The sequence below is a fragment of the Phytomonospora sp. NPDC050363 genome, from assembly GCF_040655735.1.
Taxonomy (GTDB): Bacteria; Actinomycetota; Actinomycetes; order Mycobacteriales; family Micromonosporaceae; genus Phytomonospora.
Genome location: NZ_JBFAKK010000004.1, coordinates 608,224 through 629,354, shown reverse-complemented (window position 1 = coordinate 629,354; position 21,131 = coordinate 608,224). Strand labels below are relative to the sequence as shown.

Here is a 21,131-nt window from a genome sequence, read left to right as displayed (position 1 = left end):
GCAGTACAGGGCCAGCAGCTTCGACAGTCGGCCAGCAAGGCATCCGGCCGCCAGGGTGATGTCGCCTTCCCCATCGCCAACGCCCTACCACCCCTCGGCGCCGCCCTACTCAATCCCGACCTGTTCATTGGACCGCCGGAGCCCTGTGCCTGGCCGCAGCCGTCCTACTTGCCGCGATCCGCTCACCGCGCCGAGCACCCGCCGCTCAGCAGCCGTCGCCACAGTCCGTCGGCGGGCAGCACGCCAGCAGGTAGGCCTTGAGGTCGTCCATATGCGCGATCACCTTGACCGCGTCGGTCCGGTACTTCACCGTCTTCCCCGTTCGCGTCGAGGTCAGCAGACCGCCCCGGCGCAGCAGCGCCAAGTGCTCCGAGGCCGTCGACTGCCCCAGCCCCGCCCTCTCGGCGACCTCGCCGACGCTCAGCTCCGCTCCCCCGGCGAACAACATCATCACCTGTTGCCTGGTCTCGCTGGCCAGCGCCTTGAGGAAGTCGCGTGCGCCCTCGTCGAGTTCCGGCACGACCGGAGGTGTGACCGCCATCTCCCACCTTCATTTCGTCATTTCCCGATACAACGATGATAGCTTTTCTCGCATGGAAACCGTAGACCTCGCGATCATCGGCGGCGGACAATCGGGTCTGTCCACCGCCCACATCGCCCGCGGCATGGGCATCACACCGGTCGTCCTCGAAGCCGCCGACGAAGCCGTGGGTTCCTGGCCGCACTACTACGACAGCCTCAGTCTCTTTTCACCCGCGCGGTTCTCCGCGCTGCCGGGCATGCCCTTCCCCGGCGATCCCTGGCGCTACCCGACCCGCGACGAGGTCGTGGCATACCTGCGCGGCTACGCCGCCGGGCTCGACGCCGAGATCCGCACGCGGACCCGGGTGACGTCCGTCGCGCCGACCCCGAACGGCCTTGCGGTCTCCACCGCAGACGGCCCGGAGCTGACGGCGAAGCGGGTCATCGCCGCGACCGGCGGCTTCGGCAGCCCCCACCGCCCCGACCTCCCAGGCCTCGAAACCTTCACCGGCCGGGTTCTGCACGCCGCCGAGTACACGACACCGAAGGATTTCGCCGGCATGCGCGCCATCGTCGTCGGCGCCGGAAACTCCGCCGTCCAGATCGCCGCCGACCTCGGACCGCACGCACGCGTCACCCTGGCCACGCGCGGCCCGTTGAAGTGGATGCCGCAGCGCATCGTCGGCCGCGACTTCCACTGGTGGACCATCCGCAGCGGCCTCGACTCCTCCGCCCTCGGCGCGAGACTCCAGGCGGGCAAGACCATGGCCGTCATCGACGACGGCCGCTACAAGACCGCACTCGCCTCGGGCAACCCCGACCACCGCCCGATGTTCGCCCGCCTGTCGGCCGACGGCGTCACCTGGACCGACGGGACGATCGAGAAGGTCGACGCGATCATCCTCGCCACGGGTTACCGTCCCGACCTGCCCTACCTGACCGGGATCGGCGCCCTCGACGACGAGGGCCTGCCGATCCAGCGCAAGGGCGTCTCCACAACGGTCCGCGGCCTCGGTTACGTGGGACTTGAGTACCAGCGCAGCCTCGCATCGGCTTCCCTGCGCGGGTCGTGGCGCGACGCGAGATACGTCCTGAGCAGGCTGCGACTCTAGCCACCGACGGCACGGCCCCGCCAGGCCAGAGAAGCGGCGAAGACGATCGACCGCCAGCCTCGATGGACATCGAATTAGATGCCTGTCAAGATAGACGGATGCCGAAACCGCTGCTGCCGATCCTCGACGACTGCACCCCCGTCGCCCGCGCCGTGATGCCCGACGGCGAGGCCGCCGAGCTGGCCCGGATGTTCAAGGCGGTCGGTGACCCGGTCCGCCTGAAACTGCTGAGCATGATCGCCTCCGACCCGCGCGGTGAAGCCTGCGTCTGCGACCTCACCGACGCCTTCACCCTGACCGGCCCGACCATCAGCCACCACCTCAAGGTCCTGCGCGACGCCGGGCTGATCACCAGCCGGCGCCGCGCCAGCTGGGTCTACTACCGCGCGGTGCCCGAAACCATGGAGCGCTTGTCGGCCGTCCTCGCCCCGCTCCCGGCGGTGGCCGCGTGACCAGCACCGAACAGACGCCCGACACCGCACCTGTCGTCGCGCGCCTGTCGCGACTGGACCGCTTCCTACCCTTGTGGATCGCCCTGGCGATGGGCATCGGACTGCTCGCCGGACGCGGCATTCCCGGCCTCGGCCAGGTCCTCGACGCCGTCCAGATCGACGGAATCTCCCTGCCGATCGCGCTCGGACTGCTGATCATGATGTACCCGGTACTGGCGAAGGTCCGCTACGACCGCCTCGACACCGTCACCCGAGACCGCCGGCTCATGTGGGCCTCGCTGGTACTGAACTGGATCCTCGGCCCCGCCTTGATGTTCGCCCTCGCCTGGATCTTCCTGCCCGACCTCCCCGAGTACCGCACCGGCCTGATCATCGTCGGCCTCGCCCGCTGCATCGCCATGGTCATCATCTGGAACGACCTCGCCCGCGGCGACCGCGAAGCCGCCGCCGTCCTCGTCGCGCTCAACTCGGTGTTCCAGGTCATCGCCTTCGGCGTCCTCGGCTGGTTCTACCTCCAGATCCTCCCCGGATGGCTCGGACTCGAACAGACCGCACTCGACATCAGTGCCTGGCAGATCGCCAAGTCCGTCCTCATCTTCCTCGGCATCCCACTGCTCGCCGGATACCTCACCCGCAAGTTCGGCGAAAAGACGAAAGGCCGCACCTGGTACGAGAAGAAGTTCCTCCCCCGCATCGGACCCGCCGCCCTCTACGGCCTGCTGTTCACCATCGTCATCCTCTTCGCCCTCCAAGGCGACCAGATCACCTCCCGCCCATGGGACGTGGCCCGCATCGCCCTGCCCCTGCTCGCGTACTTCGCGCTCATGTGGACCGGATCCTTCGCCCTCGGCAAGGGCCTGCGCATGACCTACGAACGCACCACGACCCTCGCCTTCACCGCCGCCGGCAACAACTTCGAACTCGCCATCGCCGTCGCCATCGCCACCTTCGGCGTCACCAGCGGACAAGCCCTCGCCGGCGTCGTCGGACCCCTCATCGAAGTCCCCGTCCTCGTCGCCCTCGTCTACGCCGCCCTGTCCCTGCGCCGCCGCTTCGAAGGGAAACCCGCATGACCGCCCCAAACCCCGAAGTCCTCTTCGTCTGCGTCCACAACGCCGGCCGCTCCCAAATGGCCGCCGCCCTCCTCGACCACCACGCCGCCGGCCGCGTCACCGTCCGCTCCGCCGGATCCGCACCCGCCGACACCATCAACCCCGCGGTTGTGACCGCGATGGAGGAACTCGGCCTCGACCTGTCCAAGGAGTTTCCCAAGCCGCTCACGGATGAGGCGGTGCGAGCCTCCGACGTCGTCATCACCATGGGCTGCGGCGACGCCTGCCCCATCTACCCCGGCAAACGCTACCTCAACTGGGAACTCGACGACCCCGCCGGACAAGGACTCGAAGCCGTCCGCTCCATCCGTGACGACATCGACCGGCGTGTCGAAAAGCTGCTCACCGAGTTGGTCCCGAAGAAGTGACGGACCGGCGCTTTCGGTACCGCTCCCCACCGGTGTCGATCGGCCTGGGCCATCAGGTGGCAAGAAGCGTGGACAGCAATGACCGCAACGACGAGAACAGGATGATCGACGTGGCAGAACGACAGGATCCGACCTTGACCGTCAGCGACCACCCCGGGGCGCGGGTAGTGGCGCTGACCGGTGAGATCGACATCCTGATGACGGGTCCTCGGGAGCAAGCGTTCACCGACGCCGCGGCCGGTGCCCCTTCGCTGCGGGTGGTCATCGACATGACAGCGGTGACCTTCTGCGACTCCATCGGCATCGGAATGCTGCTGCGAGCCGCCAAGGCCGCCTGGGCGAACAAGCGAACCGTCGAGTTGGTGGGGCTGCACGCGCACCTCGCGCGACAGCTCGACATCTTCGGCCTCACGCCCTACTTCCGCTTCCACCCGGATCTCGAACACGCCGAACTCGACCTCGTCACCCCGAGGGCCGAGAAGTACTCCGGCGACCCGCTCACACTGCACCCCGACCCGCCGACGTACCTCAGTGAAGCCACGGTCCCGAGCACCGCCGCCGAGCAACGGCGGGCCCGGGAGAGCACCTGAGGTCAGGCACGACCGTCCGCCGCGCTCTCCCTCAGCGTGTCGTCACACTGATCTGGTGGCTCACATTGAGCGGAAGCTCGGTCGTCCGCCTCGGCACAGGCCGGTGACTACCGTCCTCGACCAGGCTCAGGGTGGCCGTACCGAAGGTCGTATGCGTCTCGACCTCGATGACGAGAAGACGCGTATCCCCTTCGGCGATGTCGACGGGCACGGTCAACGGCGCGATCCGCTCGTCGGGAGACCGCGTCGGGCCGGCGTGATCCTGTCCCGTGGGCAACCAGACCTCGACCTCGTGGTGCCCGTCGGGGAGCTCGAACCACCACGTCGCCCACGAAGCGGGCCGTTTGCGGCCGTCGATCCACAGGCGTGGATCGGCCAGCCAGGAGCACCGGTTTCCCGCGTGCTCCTGACCTGGGGTCAGCGTATGACGATGTCTGAAGGCGACGAGCAGGCCGCTGGTCCCGTAGTCGGGTTTTGGAACGGCCTTGGGCGTCGTGCCGAGAAAGTGCCCCGGTTTACGCGAGGCCGCGTCCGTGACGAGCCTTGCCTCGTCTGCCGCTTCAGTCCTGAGGCGCATGTCCTTGCGACGGCGCCGCCGTTCCCACAGCCATGGACCGGCGAGTGCGGCCGAGACCATCGCCGCGACGAGCAGCGTGAACCGGGGCGGTCTGCCCAGGAGTTCCGGCAGACGGGTGTACGGAAGTATCGCGAGCGCGACCAGGAGCAGCCCGAGGGACAGCGCCCAGGAGCGCTTTGTCGTTCCGACTCCGCGGATCGGGATGTGCCCCAGCAGGCCCGGAGAGCCTGGTGCTCGTGAGGCGACGTACTCGAGCTCGACCGTCTGGCCGCTGCGTACCGAGACCCAGCACGCGCCTTCGACGGATTCCTCGCGAATCTCGACCAGGTGCTCACCGGGAGGCACCACGGCGATCATCCGGCCCCACCCGTGCCAGAGTGGTCGGCCATTGACCCCGACGTTGCGGGCCGGTTGCGGCCGACGATTTCCACCGGGCCGGCGTGTCCGTACGGCGATGCCGCCGAAGCCGTGCGGCACCGGCGGGGCGATCCAGCCGTCCGGCCATCTGATCAAGGGGTACGCCGGGTCGTTGAAGGGCGCCGCGGATCCTCGTCCGCTGCGCCTCACAGGTGCGCACCAAGGTGGCGGTTGGGCATGGAGTACACCTTCGTCTCGACAGGACCGCGACGGGCTTCGCGGACCTGTGCCGACCAGACTTCCCGGCTCACCGGTCTCGACCTTGCCTGACCACGCAGCCGCTTGTCAATCCGCTTCGGACAGTCGTCGGCGCCCTACCCCTGCCGGTCAGGCCAGGTAGCGCAGCCAGATGTAGGCGTGCGAGATCGCCAGGGTGATCACCGTGACGACCACCCCGTACTTGGCGAATTTCCAGAAGCCGATGGGGTGGCCGTTGCGGGCGGCGATGCCGGCGACAACGACGTTGGCCGAGGCGCCGATGATCGTGGCGTTGCCGCCGAGGTCGGCGCCCAGCGCCAGCGACCACCACAGGACGTTGCGATCGGGATCCCCGCCGACGAGGTCGACCACGATCGGGCTCATCGACGCGACATACGGAATGTTGTCCACGATCGCCGACAACACGCCCGAACCCCAGACCAGCACGCCGGCGGCCAGCGGAAGGTTGTCGCCGACGGCGTTTCCCGCCGCCGCCGACAGCTCGCCGATGACGCCGACGTTGACCAGCCCGCCGATCATGATGAAGAGGCCGGCGAAGAACGCCAGGGTGTGCCATTCGACGTCGCGCATCGCCTCGGCCGGATCGAGCTTGGTGATCATCACCAGGATCCCGGCGCCCAGCAGGGCCACGATCGACGGCTCGTAGTGCAGGACCGGATGCAGCACGAAGGCGGCCAGGACAGCCACGAGGACCACACCCGCCTTGACCAGCAGGGTCCGATCGCGGATGGCCTCCTTCTCCGACAGGCGCATGATCGCCTCGGCGCGCTCGGAGTCGACGCTCATCTTGCGGCCGAACAGCAGCCAGCTCAAACCGATGAGGACCGCGACCAAGACGATCGCGATCGGTGCCATATGGACGAGGAAGTCGTTGAAGGTCAGGTTCGCCTTGGCGGCGATGATGATGTTCGGTGGATCGCCGACCAGGGTCGACGCGCCGCCGATGTTGGACGCGAACACCTCGGCCAGCAGAAACGGCACGGGGCTGACGTCGAGGCGTTTGCAGATCAGCAAGGTGACCGGCACGACCAGCAGTACCGTGGTGACGTTGTCGAGCAGAGCGGACGCCAAAGCGGTGATGACGATGAGCAGGACCATCACCCGGAAAGGCCGGCCCCTCCCCCGCTTCGCCGCCCAGATCGCGACGAACTCGAACACGCCCGTCGGGCGCAGGACGCCGACGATGACCATCATGCCGAGCAGCAGAAAGATGACGTTCCACTCGATGCCCGTCGCCTCATCGAAGAAGACATGGTGGGCGTCGGTGATCCGCAGGATCAGCATCAGACCGGCACCGCCGAGGGCGACGGCGACACGGTTGATCTTCTCGGTGGCGATGAGGACGTAAGCCGCCAGAAAGATGACACACGCGGCGATCACGTCGAACTTGTCCACAGTGCGCACCTGTTCCTGGAGTCGCCGACAGAACCGCCGACCAGACTTCCCGGCACACCGTTGTCGCCGACCTTGACTTGTCCACAGTGCGCACCCTGTTCCTGGAGTCGCCGACAGAACCGCCGACCAGACTTCCCGGCACACCGTTGTCGCCGACCTTGAGACGTCGGCGACGTCGCTGACCCTAACCTAAATCGAGGACCCGGTCGAGCAACGCGTCCAAGCTGATCGCGCCGAGCATTCGGCCGTCCTCGACCACGGCGACCAGCGGTGAACGACTGGCGGCCATCACCGAGGCGATCTCCAGAACGGTCGCCTCCCCGTCGACCACCGGCAGCTCCCGATCGGCCTCGTCGAGGCCGTCGCCGACCGTGCGCTCCCCCAGCTCGCGCAGGAACAGGTCCGCCTCGGACTCGTCGATGACGCGGGCGAGAACAGGGTCGTCCTGGCAGTAGCCCGGCACTGCCATGCGCAGGACTTGGGTGCCCGGCAGGACCTTCGAGGGCAGACCTTCGTCATCGACCACGATCAGACCGGGAAGGTCCTGGCCGGCCAGGAGACGAGCGGCCTCGATGGCGAGAGTCTCGCGCTTCACGGTCGGGAACTCGCTCGCCAGATCACGCGCGCGCACGGGCACCTCCAAGACAGGGAGCCGCGAGGCTCCGGCTGAGACTTGACGATAGTCCCCTCGGTACTCGTGACAAGCCGATCGGGCTGGTTCAGCGCAGCCGCAGGGGCAGCGTCGCGGGCATGCGCATCAGACCGGGGCGCAGCCCGACCTCTTCGGTCGGGATCGTGGCTTCGATGCGGGGGAAGCGGATGAGGAGCCCGGTCAGCGCGATCTCGGTCTCGGCGCGGGCGAGCGCGGCGCCCAGGCAGTAGTGGATGCCGTGACCGAATCCGAGGTGGGGGTTGTCGGGCCGAGTGATGTCGAGGCTGTCCGCCGCGTCGAAGCGGCGGGGGTCGTGGTTGGCGGCGGCGTAGGCGATCTGGACGGCCTGGCCTTCGGGGATGTCGACGTCGCCGAATCGTACGGTCTCGGTGGTGTAGCGCATGACGGCGATCTCGGCCGGTCCGCTGTGGCGGAGGAACTCCTCGACGGCCGCCGGGATCTGTTCGGGGTGGTTGCGCAGCCGGTCGAGAAGGTCCGGCTCGGCGAGCAGGTGGAGCATGCTTGAGGCGATGAGCGCGACGGTGGTCTCGTGGCCTGCGATGAGCATGCTGAGGCTGAGTGCGACGGTTTCGGTGTCGCTGAGCCTGTCGCCGGCGTCGTCGCGGGCGGTGACCAGGGCGGAGATCAGGTCGTCGGCGGGGTTGGCTCGCTTGGTGGTGATGAGATCGCGCATGTAGGCGACCAGGGTTCGCGCTCCGGTGGCGATACGCGTCGGGTCGGGTGCGGTGAGGTCGACGGCGGCCGAGCGCCAGATGTCGCGGTCGGTGTCGGGGACGCCGAGGAGTTCGCAGATCACCTGGATGGGGAAGGGGTAGGCGAAGTCCTCGATGAACTCGGCTTCCTCGTCGAGGCCGTCGAGCAGGGACGCGCAGATGCGTTCGATGTGCGGGCGCAGCCGGGCGACGCGGCGTGCGGTGAACGCCTTGGCGGCGAGGTTGCGCAGCCGGGTGTGGTCGGGTGGGTCGTAGGCGCCCAGCGTGTTCATGAGGTAGGGCCGGATGTCCTCGGGGATGCCGGCGGTGGCGCCGACGTCCAGTACGCCCGCCCGCTCGCCGTCGCTGCTGAATCGTGGATCCGATAGGGCGGAGCGTGCCTCGGCGTAGCCGGTGATCAGCCAGACTCGTGTGCCGTCGAGGTAGCGGGCGCGGCGGACTGGTGGTCCGGCGGCCAGGGCGGTGAAGAAGGCGTCGCGGTCAGGGGTGGTGATCAGTTCGGTCAGGTCGGGTTCGTCGAGGTTCATGCCAGGGTCTCCAGGATTTTCACGGCGGTGCGCACGCCGTCTTCGGCGCGAATGCGGTCGGCGAGGGTGGTGGCGGCATCGTTCATGGTGGTGTCGGTCGTGGCGCGGCGGATCGCCTCGGCCAGCCCGGTGGCGGTGAGTCTGCGCTGTGGCAGGGGTGGTGGGGCTACGCCGGCGGCGTGCATGCGTTGCGCCCAGAACGGTTGGTCGGCGACGAAGGGGCACACGACCTGGGGTCGGCCTGCGGCCAGCGCTGCGCCTGTGGTGCCGCCACCGCCGTGGTGGACGACGGCGGCGGTGCGTGGGAAGAGCTGGTCGTGTGGGACCTGGTCGAGGAGCATGATGTGGTCGGGGAGGTGTTCGGCGGCCATTCCTCCCCAACCGGAGACGAGAACGGCGCGGACACCCGCGCGGCCGACGGCCTCGGTGACGATGCTTCCGACACGTCGCGGGTCGTTTCCGGCCATGCTGCCGAATCCGATGTAGACAGGGGGTTCTCCGGCGTCCAGAAACGCCGCCAGCCGGGCCGGCGGGGTCCAGTCCGGCGGCGCGGGCAGATACCAGAAGCCGGTGGTGTGCACGTGGGCCGGGTAGTCGAGGGCGGCGGGCAGAACGTGACGACTGAAGGCCTGGAGAACCGTCGACGGGGTGCCGTCGGGCTGGTGGAGGATGTCGTGTCGTCCGGATCGGCGGGGAAGGCCGAGGCGGTTCTTGCGGATCTTGTCGGCGATGCCGCTGAAGGATCGCAGGAGGAGCTTGATCGGCTGGTATGAAGCGCGATTGAGTGCACGGGGCAGCGGGATGGGGAGCATTGGATTGCCGAAGGCGGCGGTCGGCACCCAGACGGGTTGGAGGGCGACCGGTACCGAAGGCACGCCTAGGGCTTCGGCGAAGTGCTGGCCGGGCATTCCGGCGGCGTGGACGACCAGGTCAGCTCCGCCTTCGGCGGCGGTGGCCATGTCGTCGAGCACCTTCGCCATGAGCGGTTTGCTGGCGCGGATGACGTCGAGGGCGGTGAGTTTGCCGCGCAGGCCGCGATAGTTGTTCTCGATCGCCCGGCGTATGCGTGGGTCGTCGATGAGCTTGTTGGGGCCGTCGTCGAGAGGCATGTAGGTCAGCGCGTGGGATGCGGCCAGGGGTGCGGAGGCCGCGGGTCCGGCCAGGACCGGATCGTGCCCTTCGCGTTTGAGGGCCACGGCGAGAGCCGCGTAGGGCTGGACGTCGCCGCGTGTGCCGTGGGTGAGGATGAGGACCTTCACGCCCGCCTCGTCTCTTTCGCCGCGGCGTCCCACGCGTCCAGGACACTGTCGTCGCGGAAGACGCCTCGGGTCATCATCTCGACGGCGCTGCGGGACAAGCGCATGGTCGCCGCCGGGTCGTGGATGTCGTCGACGCCGAGAACGCGCGCGAGGTGGGTGTCGAAGACCAGCGGTGCCAGCAGCCAGGTCACGTACACGGCCGCTCGCGTCTGCGGGTCGTCGGCGGGCTGGACGCGGCCGTCGCGTGTGCCGTCGTCGAGGAACCCGGCGGTGGCGGTGACGATGTCGTCGAAAAGGGCGGCGGCGTCGTCGCTCCCCTCAAGGAAGGCTCGAGCGAGGTAGCGGCGGACGGGGGCCGCGGCTTCGAGCATGGCCGCAAGCCGGCGTGGATCGTCGAGAGCAGTGGCGGCGTCCGGCCCCCCACGCACCAGATCCGAGACGTGAGCGTCGCAGGCCTGGCGGAGGCCTTCCTTGGAGCCGAAGTGGTGCCCCAGGAGTGCGGGCGACACGCCGGCGCGGGCGGCGATGGCCCGCACCGTGACTCGGGCGAATCCCTGCTCGCCGAACAGTTCCAGGGCGGCGTCGCGGATGCGGGCCCGCCCGGTCAGATCATCGACTGAACGCATGTACAGCAGACTAGCCATTTGTACAGCCACGTGGTGAGGTGGCGGCGTCAGGAATTCGTCAAGACCCTTTCACCTGCGGTTCGTGCGCTTGAGGACTTCTCGGCCGGCAATACCGGCGTCAGGTGAGCCGAAAGTCTGGACGGCGATGGGTATGGCGCCGACCATTTCGAGGGGCATCGTGGACGTGGAACAGGAGCTGGGTGAGTGTCAGGCCGACCATGAGCCCGGTGATGAAACTCAGCGGCTGGAGATCTTGAGCGCTAGGTCACGACTGTTCTCCAGGGGTGAGAGCGAACCAACTTGCCAAGGCGCCCGGAGCAACGATGGTCAGCGATCGTGGCGGAAGGCCGAGAACGCGTTCGATGGCATCGGTGTAGGCCACGACGGTCGACTCCACCTAGGCGAGCGTCTCCACATCGGGGTTTTTTGCGGCAGCAGCGCTCCAAGGGCGTCGTTGAGGTCGTTCACGAGGCCGACGACGATGCGCGGTCAGCTCCGGCCGCCTCGACGTGAAGGTCCCGTCTTCGGCACCGTCGCGGACTATGCGACCAAGCGGCGGGACGATGCGGCCGGTGCGCCCGGGGCGCATCTTCTGCCGGACGAAGGCGTTGTCGTCGCTGTACCAGGTCTCGACCAGGGCGAGGAACGGCTTCCGGCGCTCGATCTCCGTCTTCAATAGACCGACCGTCGGTCTATTGAAGGCTTCGGCAGCTCTCTCCTCAATCCCTGACGGAGTGCGAAACGAGGAAAGTGGCGGCGGCGGACGTCATCGTCAACCACCGTTCCCCGCGTGTGCGGGGGTGAGTCTGGTCTGGGTGAGCCGTGTCGCGGGCTGCGCGGCGATCAGACGCCGCCTTCGTTGCCGTGCTGTGCGACGCCGATGACACCCAGAAACACACCCCAAGCAGCCAGCAGCACCGCGACGAGCGCGTTCCACCAGCTCGGTATGAGCCAGGGGAACGAACCCACGATGAACACCACAGCGGCGACGATACCGACGATCCTCCCGAGCAGTCCGCTGCGCGTCGACCAACTGAGTGCCACCGCAGCGACGGCGAAACCCAGCAGCGCCAGATGCACCGCACCGAACGTCGAGCTGACCAACAGCGCCAGCACCTCAGGCGACAGGTGAATCCCGAACACCGGGTAGACCAGGCGACCCACGACGAGCAGAAGCACCACGAGAGCGACAAGCGCGACTGCAAGAGCGGTCAGTCCTACGTTTATCCGCGCAGAACGTTCGACCTTCTGCGCGCCGAAGAGTCCACGCGCGCCGGCTCCCCAGCACACGATCGCGAAGAACAGCAACTCGTCGCTCAACGACAGCAGCGACTTCCCACTGTCGACCCACGCCGTTATTTCAGACACCTCGGAAGGCACGTCCGGTACCAGCGATAGGAAGAGAAGGGCGCCGCCAGTGAGCAATGCACCCACGGCCGTCAACACGCCGTGCATCTGTGCGGCATGCATCCTTGCTTTTCTCATCATCGCTCCATCCAACCGGCTCGGTATCCAGGGCGGTTTCAAAACTTGTGGTCGCATGAGGGACTACGTCGCCGTATTGAACCTGGCAGGCCAGCCGGATTTCGCCCCGCCGAACCGAGCTGCCTCGGCGAATGACGCCCCACCGAACCAGGCGGGCCTAGCGAGCACCGCCCCGTCGAACCGAGCTGCGCCCGCGAGCACGGCTCCGTCCGACCATGCATCAGCAGCGAAGTTCATGCGTTCGAACCAGGCATCACCGGCAAATTGGGTGTTGGTGAAGGTCGCGGTGCTCGGCTGACAGTGGTCGAATTGAGTCCATGGCGTTGACGACACCGGTGAACAGGTGGTGATCGCGGAGCTGGATGGTACTGGGGAACGCTTCGACGATCTTGGGGGCTTCGCTCATCGCCAGGGGACGGGCCCGGCGAGCGAGTGCCCCGGGCATACCGACGCTGAACGTCCACACGGGTCGGCGTGCCAGTTTCTCGCGGTGCTTCTCGAGGAAGTCGAGTGCCTCGGGCAGCCAGGCACCTCTGTAGACGGCGCTGCCGAGGATGTAGGCGCAGGGTTCGCCGACGTCATCGGTGGGGAGCGCTCGGATTCCGCTGTTGGGCATCGCCGCGGCGATGCGTTCGGCGATGTCTCGGGTCGAGCCGTGCAGGGTGGCGTAGGCGACCAGGACTTCAGCGGTCATCTCGGGCCTCCCCGGTTGTCGTCGGGTTGTCGCCTTGGTCGAGACGGAAGGGAGGGTAGTCGTCGGTGAGGAGGGCGACGTAGACCGCGGTTCGGTAGCCCCAACGGGCGATGCCGAGGAGCAGATCGTAGAGACCGGTGAGGCGTTTGCCGGTGAACAGCAGGCCGAGAGCGAGGATGAGCACGGCTGCGCCGAGCACTCCGAGGGAGGCGGTGGTGCGGCCGGGTTCGTCGCGGACGGCACTGGCCGGGCCGGCGGTGAACGCGGCGAGCAGCGCGAAGTGCGGGATGGCCAGCAGCCAGTGGACGAGGGGACGCCAGTTGGCGGTGCGTTCGGGGTAGTCGACGGTCAAGCGGGCCGGGTACGAGGTGTCGTCGGCCAGGCTGAACGGGGGATATCGGTCGGTGCCCAGGGCGGCGTAGCCGTAGTACTGCACGCGCCAGTTCCAGCGCAGGACGCCGACGTTGAAGTCGAAGAGCGTTCGCGGGTAGCGGCCGGTGAACAGCACGGCGACATAGGAGACGACCGCCAGGAGCACGAACGCCGGCCAGAGGAAGAGCAGCACAATGTAGTGCGGAACGAGCAGCAGCCACTTCACCAGCCACAGCCAGCGGCTGAGGGAATCGTCGGCGCGGCCGGTGAGGATGAGTTCGGAGCTGGACATGAGGGCCTCCTGGACCGGAGATGGGCGAGCGTGCTTGCCGACGGTGTCCCTGGACCGGACCGGTCCAGGGACTTCATCCGACTTTCTGAGCCGTGTTCTGTGACGGGCTGTTCTGTGAGAGAGGGGTGTCGGGCCCGAAGGCGTGTTGTGCCGTGGTCGCCGCCCACATCAGGACGAAGGCGGCCATGAACAGGCCGAGCGTGACTCCGCTGGCGGTGATCACGGTGATGACGAACGCGATGCTCCGCACAGGCTCGCCGCCGACAGCGTCAGCAAGCTCGTGACGCCGTCGCGCCAGGTCAGTCGAGTGGTCGTCCTCGTCACCGTTCTCACCTTCTTTCAACACCACGTTCCCGCCATGGCCGACTCGGCGCACGGGCTCAAGTGCCCTTGTGCGGACCTCGATCGAAGAGGACTTTGGACCCTTGTCGTGGCGGACTGATCGGTCTCGGGCAGGACCGCCGTGGACCCGACGAGGTCGAGCCCGGGGAAGGCCGAGGCGACGATCCACGCTGGGGCGGCACGGGAAGAGCGGACGGCATCGGGCGCGCTCAAGGGCTCCTGCTTCGCCGGCGCTTGCAGCGGCCCACGTGACGGGCGGCGATAGGGCGGCCCGCTGCTGGAAACGAGCGGGCCGCGTCGGTCAGATCGATGGTCAGCCGAGGGCTGATGACTGGTCTTCCAGGGGTGCGGCGAGCCGTTCGCGCCAGTGGTTGGCGTCATCCTCATCCCGAGTGACAACCGGGTAGATGCGGGGTGCGAGCAGGGCGGTTCGGACCTGTCGGATCCTTGCGGCGGTGTCGGCTCGCGCTTCGTCGCGGCTGTAGGCCTCGGCGAGTGCGTCCAGCAGGTCGCAGGCATCGCGTGTGGCGTGGCCTTGGGCGGTGAGGTCTGGTTCGACCCTGAGGCGTGGAGCAGTCGGGCGTCGCAGCACGAACAGGGTGCCCAGGGCCCACCAGGCGGCGGTGACTCCGACGGCGGCCCAGGCCGACGCCGCAGGGGTTTCGGCGTAGACCATGGCCGCGGTGCCCAGGCCGAACAGCAGCCACCCCACACGCGCTCCGCGCACGGTCAGCGTTCCCGAAACGAACAAGGTGACCCCGGTTGCGCACCAGAGGGTCCACAGCAGCTGCCAGCCGACGGGCAAGTCGGCGGCTCCTGCCTGCAGCCAGGTACGGACGGGATCGGTGACGACGTGGCCGAGGTCGCTTCCGGCCCGCCAGGTGAGCTCCCCGCTGCGGTCGTACTCACCGCTCAGGGCGCGGCCGACGGCCAGGAGAATCGGCACGACCAGGTAGATCAGGAGTACCAGCCCGACCGCCACGGCGCTCACGCTGAGCCATCTGGGCGGCCATCGCGGTGAAGTCCTGTCGGTGGCCTCATCCCACAGATGTTCGGCGAGGGCCTTGAGCGCCTCGGCGCCGCGCCGCGTCCGCGACTCAGGTGGCCTCGGCGGTCTTGGTGCACCCTGTCGGGGTGGTCGTTCATTTTGGTGGACCATCGCGACACGCTCCTTCGCTTCGTGGATCGTGATGGCAGGTGGAACCTACGGCCGTTTTCGAGGCCGGGAGCGGCACCGTCCTGGCTCAGTCCATGGTCGGGACGCCGGCGGCACAACGGGCAGTGGCGGAGGGCTGAACCGTCCAAGGACGAAAGACCCGGCGGCCGGGGGGATTCTCGCGAGGGTGGGACGCGGTTGTGAAACGGGGTCGAAAGACCCTGCCGACCCGGCTCCTCTCGGCCCTGTGTCGGCGCACCGCGTGGCGGCAGCCTGGTGGTATGGAGACTTCCGACCGCAATGCACCCATCGTCGTGGGAATCGACCGTGAGCCCGACAGTGCCGACGCGCTGGTGTGGGCCATCGACGAAGCCGAGGCGACACAACGGCCGCTGCGGCTGGTCCACGCCTACGAATGGCTCGTCGACCAGCCGCCGTTCTTTCATCCGGTCGGAAACAACCGACTCGACGTTGTCTCTCGAGTCGATTTCGAGCAGCGCGGCCGCAGGATCGCCGAGGACGCCGAGGTGTTCGTCCGGGCGATGAGCTCACGATTGCCGGTGACGACGCATGTCGTCGAGGGGACCCCGTCGCGAGTACTCACCGAGGAGGGCCGTCAGGCTTCCGCACTGGTCTTGGGCAGCCACGCCCGCGGTTTCGCCGGGCGGGTCCTCATGGGCTCGGTGAGCAGTGCCGTCGTCTCTCGACCGCCCTGCCCCGTGACGGTGGTCCGCGCCGTTATCGACCCGGAGTCCCGCGACGACGCGACTCGCCCGATCGTTGTGGGCGTCGACGGGTCGCCGTCTAGCCGTGCGGCACTCCGGTTCGCCGTCGGCCACGCCGCCGCGCACAAGAGGCGCCTCGTTCTCGTCCACAGCTGGCACAAGCTCTCCCGCCGCTCCGCAGGCACCGCCCATGAGCAACTCGACGTCCGCGACAACTGGCTGCACGGAGTCGTCGACCACATCCGGCAGGAACACCCCGCCCTGGACATCGTCCGCGCCGTTGCCAGCGAGGCACCGGCCGCGACACTGGTCGACTGGTCGAGGAGGGCGCGGCTTGTCGTGGTCGGCGCCAGCGAACACCACTCCCACATCGGTTCGGTGACTCAGGCGCTGCTGCATCACGCGTGGTCACCGGTGACGGTCGTCCCCGCCCCATTTGGCCGCTGACACCGGCGACGGGCTGTAACCAGCTAAGGAAGGCACTTCGATGACCGACATGCTCGCCACCGACGGACGCATCGTCCGCGTCCGCCCGGTGGAGCCCGGCGACGCCGAGCGGATCCGCTCGCTGTACGAGGCCGCCTCCGACGACAGCCTTCAACTGCGCTTCTTCTCCCTGGGCAAGCTGCCGATCGATCGCGAGGTAGCCCGCCTGACCCGGCCGCACGATAAAAGTCTGCGCCCGGTGATCGCCTCGGCAGGCGAGGACATGGTGGGGATCGCCTCCTATGAACGCGACGATGATCCCCAGTGGGCTGAGTTCGCCGTGCTGGTGGCCGACGAGTGGCACGGCCACGGTGTCGGGACGCTGCTTCTGGAACAACTGCAGGTCATAGCTCGCGGCGACGGGATCAAAGAACTGCGCGGCGAGGCCTTGTCCAACAACGCGAACATGCTCAAAGTCGTCGCCGGCCTGGACTCCCATGCTCGCTTCGAACGCTGCGGAGACACGGTCACGCTGCGCATTCCCACCGAACTCAACGGTGTGACACTCGCCGAGGTCGACGCCCGCGAGCGCGTCTCCGAGAAGGCATCGCTTCAACCACTCCTGCAACCTCGCAGCGTCGCCGTCGTGGGAGTCGGGCGCCGAGCCGGTGGGGTGGGCCGGGAGGTGTGGACGAACATCCGCGAGCACGGCTTCACCGGCTCGGTGTACGCGGTCAACCCGCATGTCGCCGACATCGACGGGCACAAAGCCTTCCCCACCGTATCGGCCGTTCCCGAGCCGGTCGACCTCGTCGTCGTGGCCGTCCCGGCACCTCTTGTGGCCGACGTACTCCGCGACGCCGGCGCCGCCGGTGCAGGCGCCGCGGTCATTCTCACCGCCGGATTCAGCGAGACCGGTCCCGAAGGCCGGGCCGCGCAACGGGAACTGGTCGACATCGCCCGCCGCCACCACATGCGCCTTGTCGGCCCCAACTGTCTCGGCGTTGCCAACGCCGCCGAGCGTGTGCGACTGGCGGCCACATTCGCTGCGACGGCACCCCAACAGGCCAGAGGGCTGGCCGTGGCGACACAGTCGGGCGCCGTCGGCATTGCCGTCCTAGAGCACGCCCAGGAGGCCGGCCTCGGTATCTCGACCTTCATCTCGCTGGGCAACAAGGCGGACATCAGCGGAAACGACCTCCTGTCGTACTGGTACGACGACCCCTCCACCAGGGCGGTCGCGCTGTACCTGGAGTCCTTCGGGAACCCGCGGAAGTTCGCGCGACTCGCCCGCACCGTCGCCTCCCGCAAGCCCGTCCTTGCCATCAAGTCGGGCCGCTCACCGGGAGGTCTGCGCGCCGGAGCCTCGCACACCGCCGCGGCCGCCGCTCCCGACATCGCGGTGGAGTCGCTGTTCGCGCAGGCCGGAGTGATCCGAGTCGACACCTTGGACGAACTCGTCGACGCCGCCCGGGTACTCGTCGATTCACCGCTGCCCATCGGTTTCCGGCTCGGTGTCGTGGGCAACGCCGGCGGCCTCAACGTTCTGGCCGCCGACGCCGCGTCCGCGGCAGGGCTCACCCTCCCCGAAGCCGTCGAGCAGTACGACAACCCGTTCGATCTCGGCGCGGACGCCGACAAGACCGCCCTGGCGACGGCGGTGCGGACCATGGCCGACAGCGACGACCTCGACAGCCTCCTGGTCATCATCGCCGCGACCCGGTCGAACAGCGCCGCGTCCACGATCGCCGACCTCGCCACGGTTCTGGACGAACACCCCACCCTGCCCACCGCGCTGGTGGTCGTGGGCCTCCCCGACGCGCCCGCAACCGTCGGCAGTCGCAAAGTCCCGGTCTTCGGCACGCCCGAACGCGCGGTGCGCGCTCTTGGCCACGCCGCCGCCTATGCCGCCTGGAGGTCTCGCCCAGAAGGGACGTTGGCAGAACCCAGCGGCATCGACCGAGAGCGCGCCCGCGCGATCGTCGCCAGGGCTCTGGCCGTGTCCATCGGCGAAGAAGGCGCATGGCAGCCGTGGGAGGTCTCGATGGAACTCCTGTCCTGCTACGGCATCCCCGTAGTCACCACCCGTATCGCCAAGTGCGCAGCGGAGGCCCGGCGCGCCGCATCCGAGATCGGATTCCCCGTCGCGGTGAAGGCGGCCGACCCCGCGCTGGTGCACAAGACCGAGCTCGGCGCCGTACGGCTCGGACTAAGCGACCGTGCCAGCGTCACAGCCGCCTACAACGGCATCGCCCGCGGTCTCGGCGAAGCCGCTCCGGAGGTTCTCGTGCAGCAGATGCGCACCGGTGGTGTCGAACTGGTCGCCGGTGTGGTCCACGACAGGCTCTTCGGCTCGCTGCTCATGGCAGGCCTCGGTGGAGTGCACACCGATCTGCTCGGCGACCGCATCTTCCAACTGCTGCCCCTCACCGACGTCGACGCCGCCGGAATCTGGAGACGCCTGCGAGGAGCCCCGCTGCTGACCGGTTTCCGCGGATCAGCGCCGGTCGACACCGATGCCGTCGAACACGTTCTGATCCGTATCGCGCGTTTGGCCGAGGACTTCCCCGAAATCGCGGAGCTCGACGCCAACCCGTTGCTCGCCTTCTCCGATGGCGTGGTGGCGGTGGACGTCAAACTGCGGCTCTCGCGGTCGGACGCCCGGCTGCTCGTACCGGAGAGGGCGCTGCGGGATTGAAGGGCTCAACTGGACGGAAGGGTAGGCGAGATCCCAACGGGCGTCGCCACCGAGCGCACCCGCACATCGAAACGCCGACCTCGCGGACGGCGCTTAAAAAGCGGCGCCCGGCCCGGAAGCGTCCAAGACCGACAATTGCGGACATATTGGCGGTAATGTGGGCACTCGCGACGGAGGACGGTGTGCCCCGTCTGGCGTGGACTTAGGTCACTACCGGATGCCGTCGTTGGGCACTCGCCGTCGCCCCGGGATCGTTCGACCATGGAGTCGAGCCTGGTGAACCGCCTTAACCGAAGTGGTCACCGCACTGAGAGGAGCCCGTCATGCTCGATTCCCGACCGGTCGTCGTAGGCGTGGACGGATCGCCGGCCAGTCTGGCCGCGGTTCGCTACGCCGTCCGTCTGGCCGAGCGGCGCCAGACGCCGCTGCACCTTGTACACGCCTACCAGTACCCGCTGCCGGGTTACACCATGGTCGGGTTCGCCTATCCCAGCGATGGAAGTGGCGAAGCCGCGCGCGAGCAGATCGCGGCGACCTTGAAGGCCCTGGCCGAGCGGATCCGCGCCGAGCACCCCGACCTTGTCGCCGTCCACGCCGAGCAGGTCGCCGGTCCCGCCGCCGCCGTGCTCATCGAACTCGCTCGCGGTGCCGATGTGACGGTTGTGGGCACTCGCGGCCACGGTGGCTTCGCCGGGCTACTGCTCGGTTCAGTGGCCGCGCAGGTCGCCACCCATGCCCACGGCACCGTCATCGTCGTGCCGCCGGCGGCCGAAGACGGCCCCGACCGCGCCGAGGATCCCGTCGCCGTCGGCTTCGACCGCTCGACGGGGGCCGAGCGCGCGCTGCGATTCGCCGCCGAGGAGTCGCTCCTGCGCGGCACAGCCCTCGCCGTCACCCGCCTCTATGACCCCGTGATGGATCGCGACGGCGCCTATGCCGCCCTTTCCATCGCCGACGCCGTCAAGATTCTGCTCGACGAGTACCCCAGCCTGCGAGTGGACGCCGACACGCTGCCCAGCGAGAGCATCGCGCGCGGCATGATCGAGATCTCCGCTGAGGCCGGCTTGACCGTGGTCGGTTCTCGCGGCCACGGCGGGTTCGCGGGCCTGCTGCTCGGCTCCATCGGCCGTGCCCTTCTCCATCACGCACGTGGCCCCGTTGCTGTCGTGCACCCCACCCACGCCGAGAGGAACGTGTCGTGAAAGCCCTCGTGTACCAAGGCGGCGGCGCCAAGTCGTGGACCGACAGGCCCGACCCTGAGATCGCCGACGCCACCGACGCGATCATCCGCGTCGACGCCGTCACGATATGCGGCACCGACCTGCACATCCTCAAAGGCGACGTTCCCGCCGTCACGCCCGGTCGGATCCTTGGGCACGAGGCCGTCGGGACCATCGTCGAAGTCGGCGACGCGGTATCCACGCTTCTCCCCGGTGATCGCGTCGTAGCCTCCTGCATCTCCGCTTGCGGGCGGTGCGAGTACTGCCGATCAACCCGCTACGGCCAGTGCCGCGGAGGAGGCGGGTGGATCCTCGGCCACACCAGCGACGGTGTGCAGGCGGAGTACGCGCGGATCCCCTTCGCCGACTTGTCGGCGTTCAAACTGCCCGACGGCCTCGCCGCCGACAAGGCCGTTCTGCTGGCCGACATCCTGCCGACCTCCTACGAGGTCGGCGTCCTCAACGGCCACGTCAAGCCCGGCGACACCGTCGTCATCGTCGGCGCCGGACCGATCGGGCTGGCGGCGATCATCACCGCGAAGCTGTTCTCGCCCTCGCGGATCATCGCTGTCGAGCCGGCCCCTGTCAGACGCGAAGCCGCGAAACTCTTCGGCGCCGACGTCACCGTCGCACCGGGCGAGGAGGCCGTCGAAATGGTCGCGGCCTGCACCACCGACGGCGCCGACGTGGTCATGGAGGCCGTCGGCACGCCGGCCGCGTTCGAGATGTGCACGCGACTGGTTCGCCCCGGCGGGCACGTGGCCAACATCGGTGTCCACGGGGCACCGGCGACGCTGCACCTCGAGGACCTGTGGATCCGCGACGTCACCATCACCACGGGCCTGGTCGACACCAGCACGACACCCACGCTGCTGCGGATGCTCGCGGCCGGCCAGTTCGACGTCGACCACATGATCACTCACCGATTCGAACTCGGCGACATCGAGACTGCCTACGACACCTTCGCCCACGCCAGTGGCACCGGGGCGCTCAAGGTGCTGCTCACCGCCTAGCGGCGGGCATGAGAACGGCGGGGCCCGGCCGGGCCCCGCCGTTCCCGTGTCCGCATGCGGCCGTGGCGCCGAAGGACCGCGGCGATACCGGGTACAAGGTCCCTGTCGAAATGAGGAATCGGCATCGGGCCACCACCGCCGATCCC

22 protein-coding genes are annotated in these 21,131 nt (G+C 68.3%); 9 read left to right on the top strand and 13 right to left on the bottom strand.

Going from position 1 to position 21,131, the window contains the following annotated elements; genetic code table 11:
• Window positions 1–205 precede the first annotated feature (205 nt).
• On the bottom strand, window positions 206–541 hold the full coding sequence (locus AB0I28_RS14350) for a metalloregulator ArsR/SmtB family transcription factor (protein ID WP_357493224.1): 336 nt from the start codon (window positions 539–541) through the stop codon (window positions 206–208).
• A 52-nt stretch (window positions 542–593) separates the two neighbouring features.
• On the opposite strand from AB0I28_RS14350, the gene AB0I28_RS14345 reads away from it, so the two are divergent.
• The 5 genes from AB0I28_RS14345 (at window position 594) to AB0I28_RS14325 (ending at window position 4,156) form a co-directional block, all read left to right on the top strand.
• Entirely contained in the window at window positions 594–1,634 is a 1,041-nt protein-coding gene (locus tag AB0I28_RS14345) for an NAD(P)-binding domain-containing protein (RefSeq protein ID WP_357493223.1), read from the top strand.
• Window positions 1,635–1,732: 98 nt separating this feature from the next.
• Entirely contained in the window at window positions 1,733–2,086 is a 354-nt protein-coding gene (locus AB0I28_RS14340; RefSeq protein WP_357493222.1) for a metalloregulator ArsR/SmtB family transcription factor, read from the top strand.
• Window positions 2,083–3,159 carry an ACR3 family arsenite efflux transporter gene (gene arsB / locus AB0I28_RS14335; protein ID WP_357493220.1) on the top strand — a complete coding sequence of 359 codons (1,077 nt, stop codon included), beginning with the start codon at window positions 2,083–2,085 and terminating at the stop codon, window positions 3,157–3,159. Before AB0I28_RS14340 ends, arsB begins: the two co-directional genes overlap by 4 nt.
• The gene (locus tag AB0I28_RS14330; RefSeq protein ID WP_357493219.1) at window positions 3,156–3,566 is read left to right on the top strand and encodes an arsenate reductase ArsC; all 411 of its coding nucleotides are present in this window, start codon (window positions 3,156–3,158) and stop codon (window positions 3,564–3,566) included. Before arsB ends, AB0I28_RS14330 begins: the two co-directional genes overlap by 4 nt.
• Window positions 3,567–3,634: 68 nt before the next feature.
• Window positions 3,635–4,156, top strand: a complete 522-nt coding sequence (locus AB0I28_RS14325; protein WP_357493217.1) for an STAS domain-containing protein — start codon at window positions 3,635–3,637, stop codon at window positions 4,154–4,156.
• A gap of 31 nt (window positions 4,157–4,187) precedes the next feature.
• Here the strand turns inward: AB0I28_RS14325 and AB0I28_RS14320 are convergent, their stop codons facing one another.
• The 12 genes from AB0I28_RS14320 to AB0I28_RS14265 all read right to left on the bottom strand — a co-directional run bounded on the left by AB0I28_RS14320 (window position 4,188) and on the right by AB0I28_RS14265 (window position 14,738).
• On the bottom strand, window positions 4,188–5,090 hold the full coding sequence (locus AB0I28_RS14320; protein WP_357493216.1) for a hypothetical protein: 903 nt from the start codon (window positions 5,088–5,090) through the stop codon (window positions 4,188–4,190).
• A gap of 387 nt (window positions 5,091–5,477) precedes the next feature.
• The gene (locus tag AB0I28_RS14315) at window positions 5,478–6,764 is read right to left on the bottom strand and encodes an ArsB/NhaD family transporter (protein WP_357493214.1); all 1,287 of its coding nucleotides are present in this window, start codon (window positions 6,762–6,764) and stop codon (window positions 5,478–5,480) included.
• A 184-nt stretch (window positions 6,765–6,948) separates the two neighbouring features.
• Complete coding sequence (locus AB0I28_RS14310) at window positions 6,949–7,395, bottom strand: CBS domain-containing protein (protein ID WP_357493212.1); 447 nt, start codon at window positions 7,393–7,395, stop codon at window positions 6,949–6,951.
• 88 nt (window positions 7,396–7,483) lie between these two features.
• A complete protein-coding gene (locus tag AB0I28_RS14305; protein ID WP_357493211.1) occupies window positions 7,484–8,677 on the bottom strand; it encodes a cytochrome P450 in 1,194 nt (397 codons plus the stop codon).
• A complete protein-coding gene (locus AB0I28_RS14300) occupies window positions 8,674–9,936 on the bottom strand; it encodes a glycosyltransferase (protein WP_357493209.1) in 1,263 nt (420 codons plus the stop codon). Before AB0I28_RS14300 ends, AB0I28_RS14305 begins: the two co-directional genes overlap by 4 nt.
• Entirely contained in the window at window positions 9,933–10,562 is a 630-nt protein-coding gene (locus AB0I28_RS14295) for a TetR family transcriptional regulator (RefSeq protein WP_357493207.1), read from the bottom strand. Before AB0I28_RS14295 ends, AB0I28_RS14300 begins: the two co-directional genes overlap by 4 nt.
• Before the next feature lie 397 nt (window positions 10,563–10,959).
• Window positions 10,960–11,238, bottom strand: a complete 279-nt coding sequence (locus tag AB0I28_RS14290) for a hypothetical protein (RefSeq protein ID WP_357493206.1) — start codon at window positions 11,236–11,238, stop codon at window positions 10,960–10,962.
• Between the two features lie 167 nt (window positions 11,239–11,405).
• Window positions 11,406–12,050 carry a hypothetical protein gene (locus AB0I28_RS14285; RefSeq protein ID WP_357493204.1) on the bottom strand — a complete coding sequence of 215 codons (645 nt, stop codon included), beginning with the start codon at window positions 12,048–12,050 and terminating at the stop codon, window positions 11,406–11,408.
• Window positions 12,051–12,300: 250 nt separating this feature from the next.
• A complete protein-coding gene (locus tag AB0I28_RS14280) occupies window positions 12,301–12,741 on the bottom strand; it encodes a flavodoxin domain-containing protein (RefSeq protein WP_357493202.1) in 441 nt (146 codons plus the stop codon).
• A complete protein-coding gene (locus AB0I28_RS14275; RefSeq protein WP_357493201.1) occupies window positions 12,731–13,405 on the bottom strand; it encodes a DUF4389 domain-containing protein in 675 nt (224 codons plus the stop codon). Before AB0I28_RS14275 ends, AB0I28_RS14280 begins: the two co-directional genes overlap by 11 nt.
• A 73-nt stretch (window positions 13,406–13,478) precedes the next feature.
• Window positions 13,479–13,754: a hypothetical protein gene (locus AB0I28_RS14270; RefSeq protein ID WP_357493199.1), complete on the bottom strand. Its 276-nt coding sequence runs from the start codon at window positions 13,752–13,754 to the stop codon at window positions 13,479–13,481.
• Window positions 13,755–14,060: 306 nt separating this feature from the next.
• The gene (locus AB0I28_RS14265; RefSeq protein ID WP_357493198.1) at window positions 14,061–14,738 is read right to left on the bottom strand and encodes a hypothetical protein; all 678 of its coding nucleotides are present in this window, start codon (window positions 14,736–14,738) and stop codon (window positions 14,061–14,063) included.
• Between the two features lie 446 nt (window positions 14,739–15,184).
• Here AB0I28_RS14265 and AB0I28_RS14260 point away from each other — a divergent pair, with 446 nt between their 5' ends.
• From AB0I28_RS14260 to AB0I28_RS14245, 4 genes are all read left to right on the top strand, one after another.
• Entirely contained in the window at window positions 15,185–16,075 is an 891-nt protein-coding gene (locus tag AB0I28_RS14260; protein WP_357493196.1) for a universal stress protein, read from the top strand.
• 40 nt (window positions 16,076–16,115) lie between these two features.
• Window positions 16,116–18,752 (top strand): GNAT family N-acetyltransferase, encoded by a 2,637-nt coding sequence (locus AB0I28_RS14255; RefSeq protein WP_357493194.1) that lies wholly within the window; start codon window positions 16,116–16,118, stop codon window positions 18,750–18,752.
• 323 nt (window positions 18,753–19,075) lie between these two features.
• Window positions 19,076–19,954 (top strand): universal stress protein, encoded by an 879-nt coding sequence (locus tag AB0I28_RS14250; RefSeq protein ID WP_357493192.1) that lies wholly within the window; start codon window positions 19,076–19,078, stop codon window positions 19,952–19,954.
• On the top strand, window positions 19,951–20,985 hold the full coding sequence (locus AB0I28_RS14245) for an alcohol dehydrogenase catalytic domain-containing protein (RefSeq protein WP_357493190.1): 1,035 nt from the start codon (window positions 19,951–19,953) through the stop codon (window positions 20,983–20,985). The genes AB0I28_RS14250 and AB0I28_RS14245 overlap by 4 nt, the downstream gene beginning before the upstream one ends.
• The last annotated feature ends 146 nt before the right edge of the window (window positions 20,986–21,131 follow it).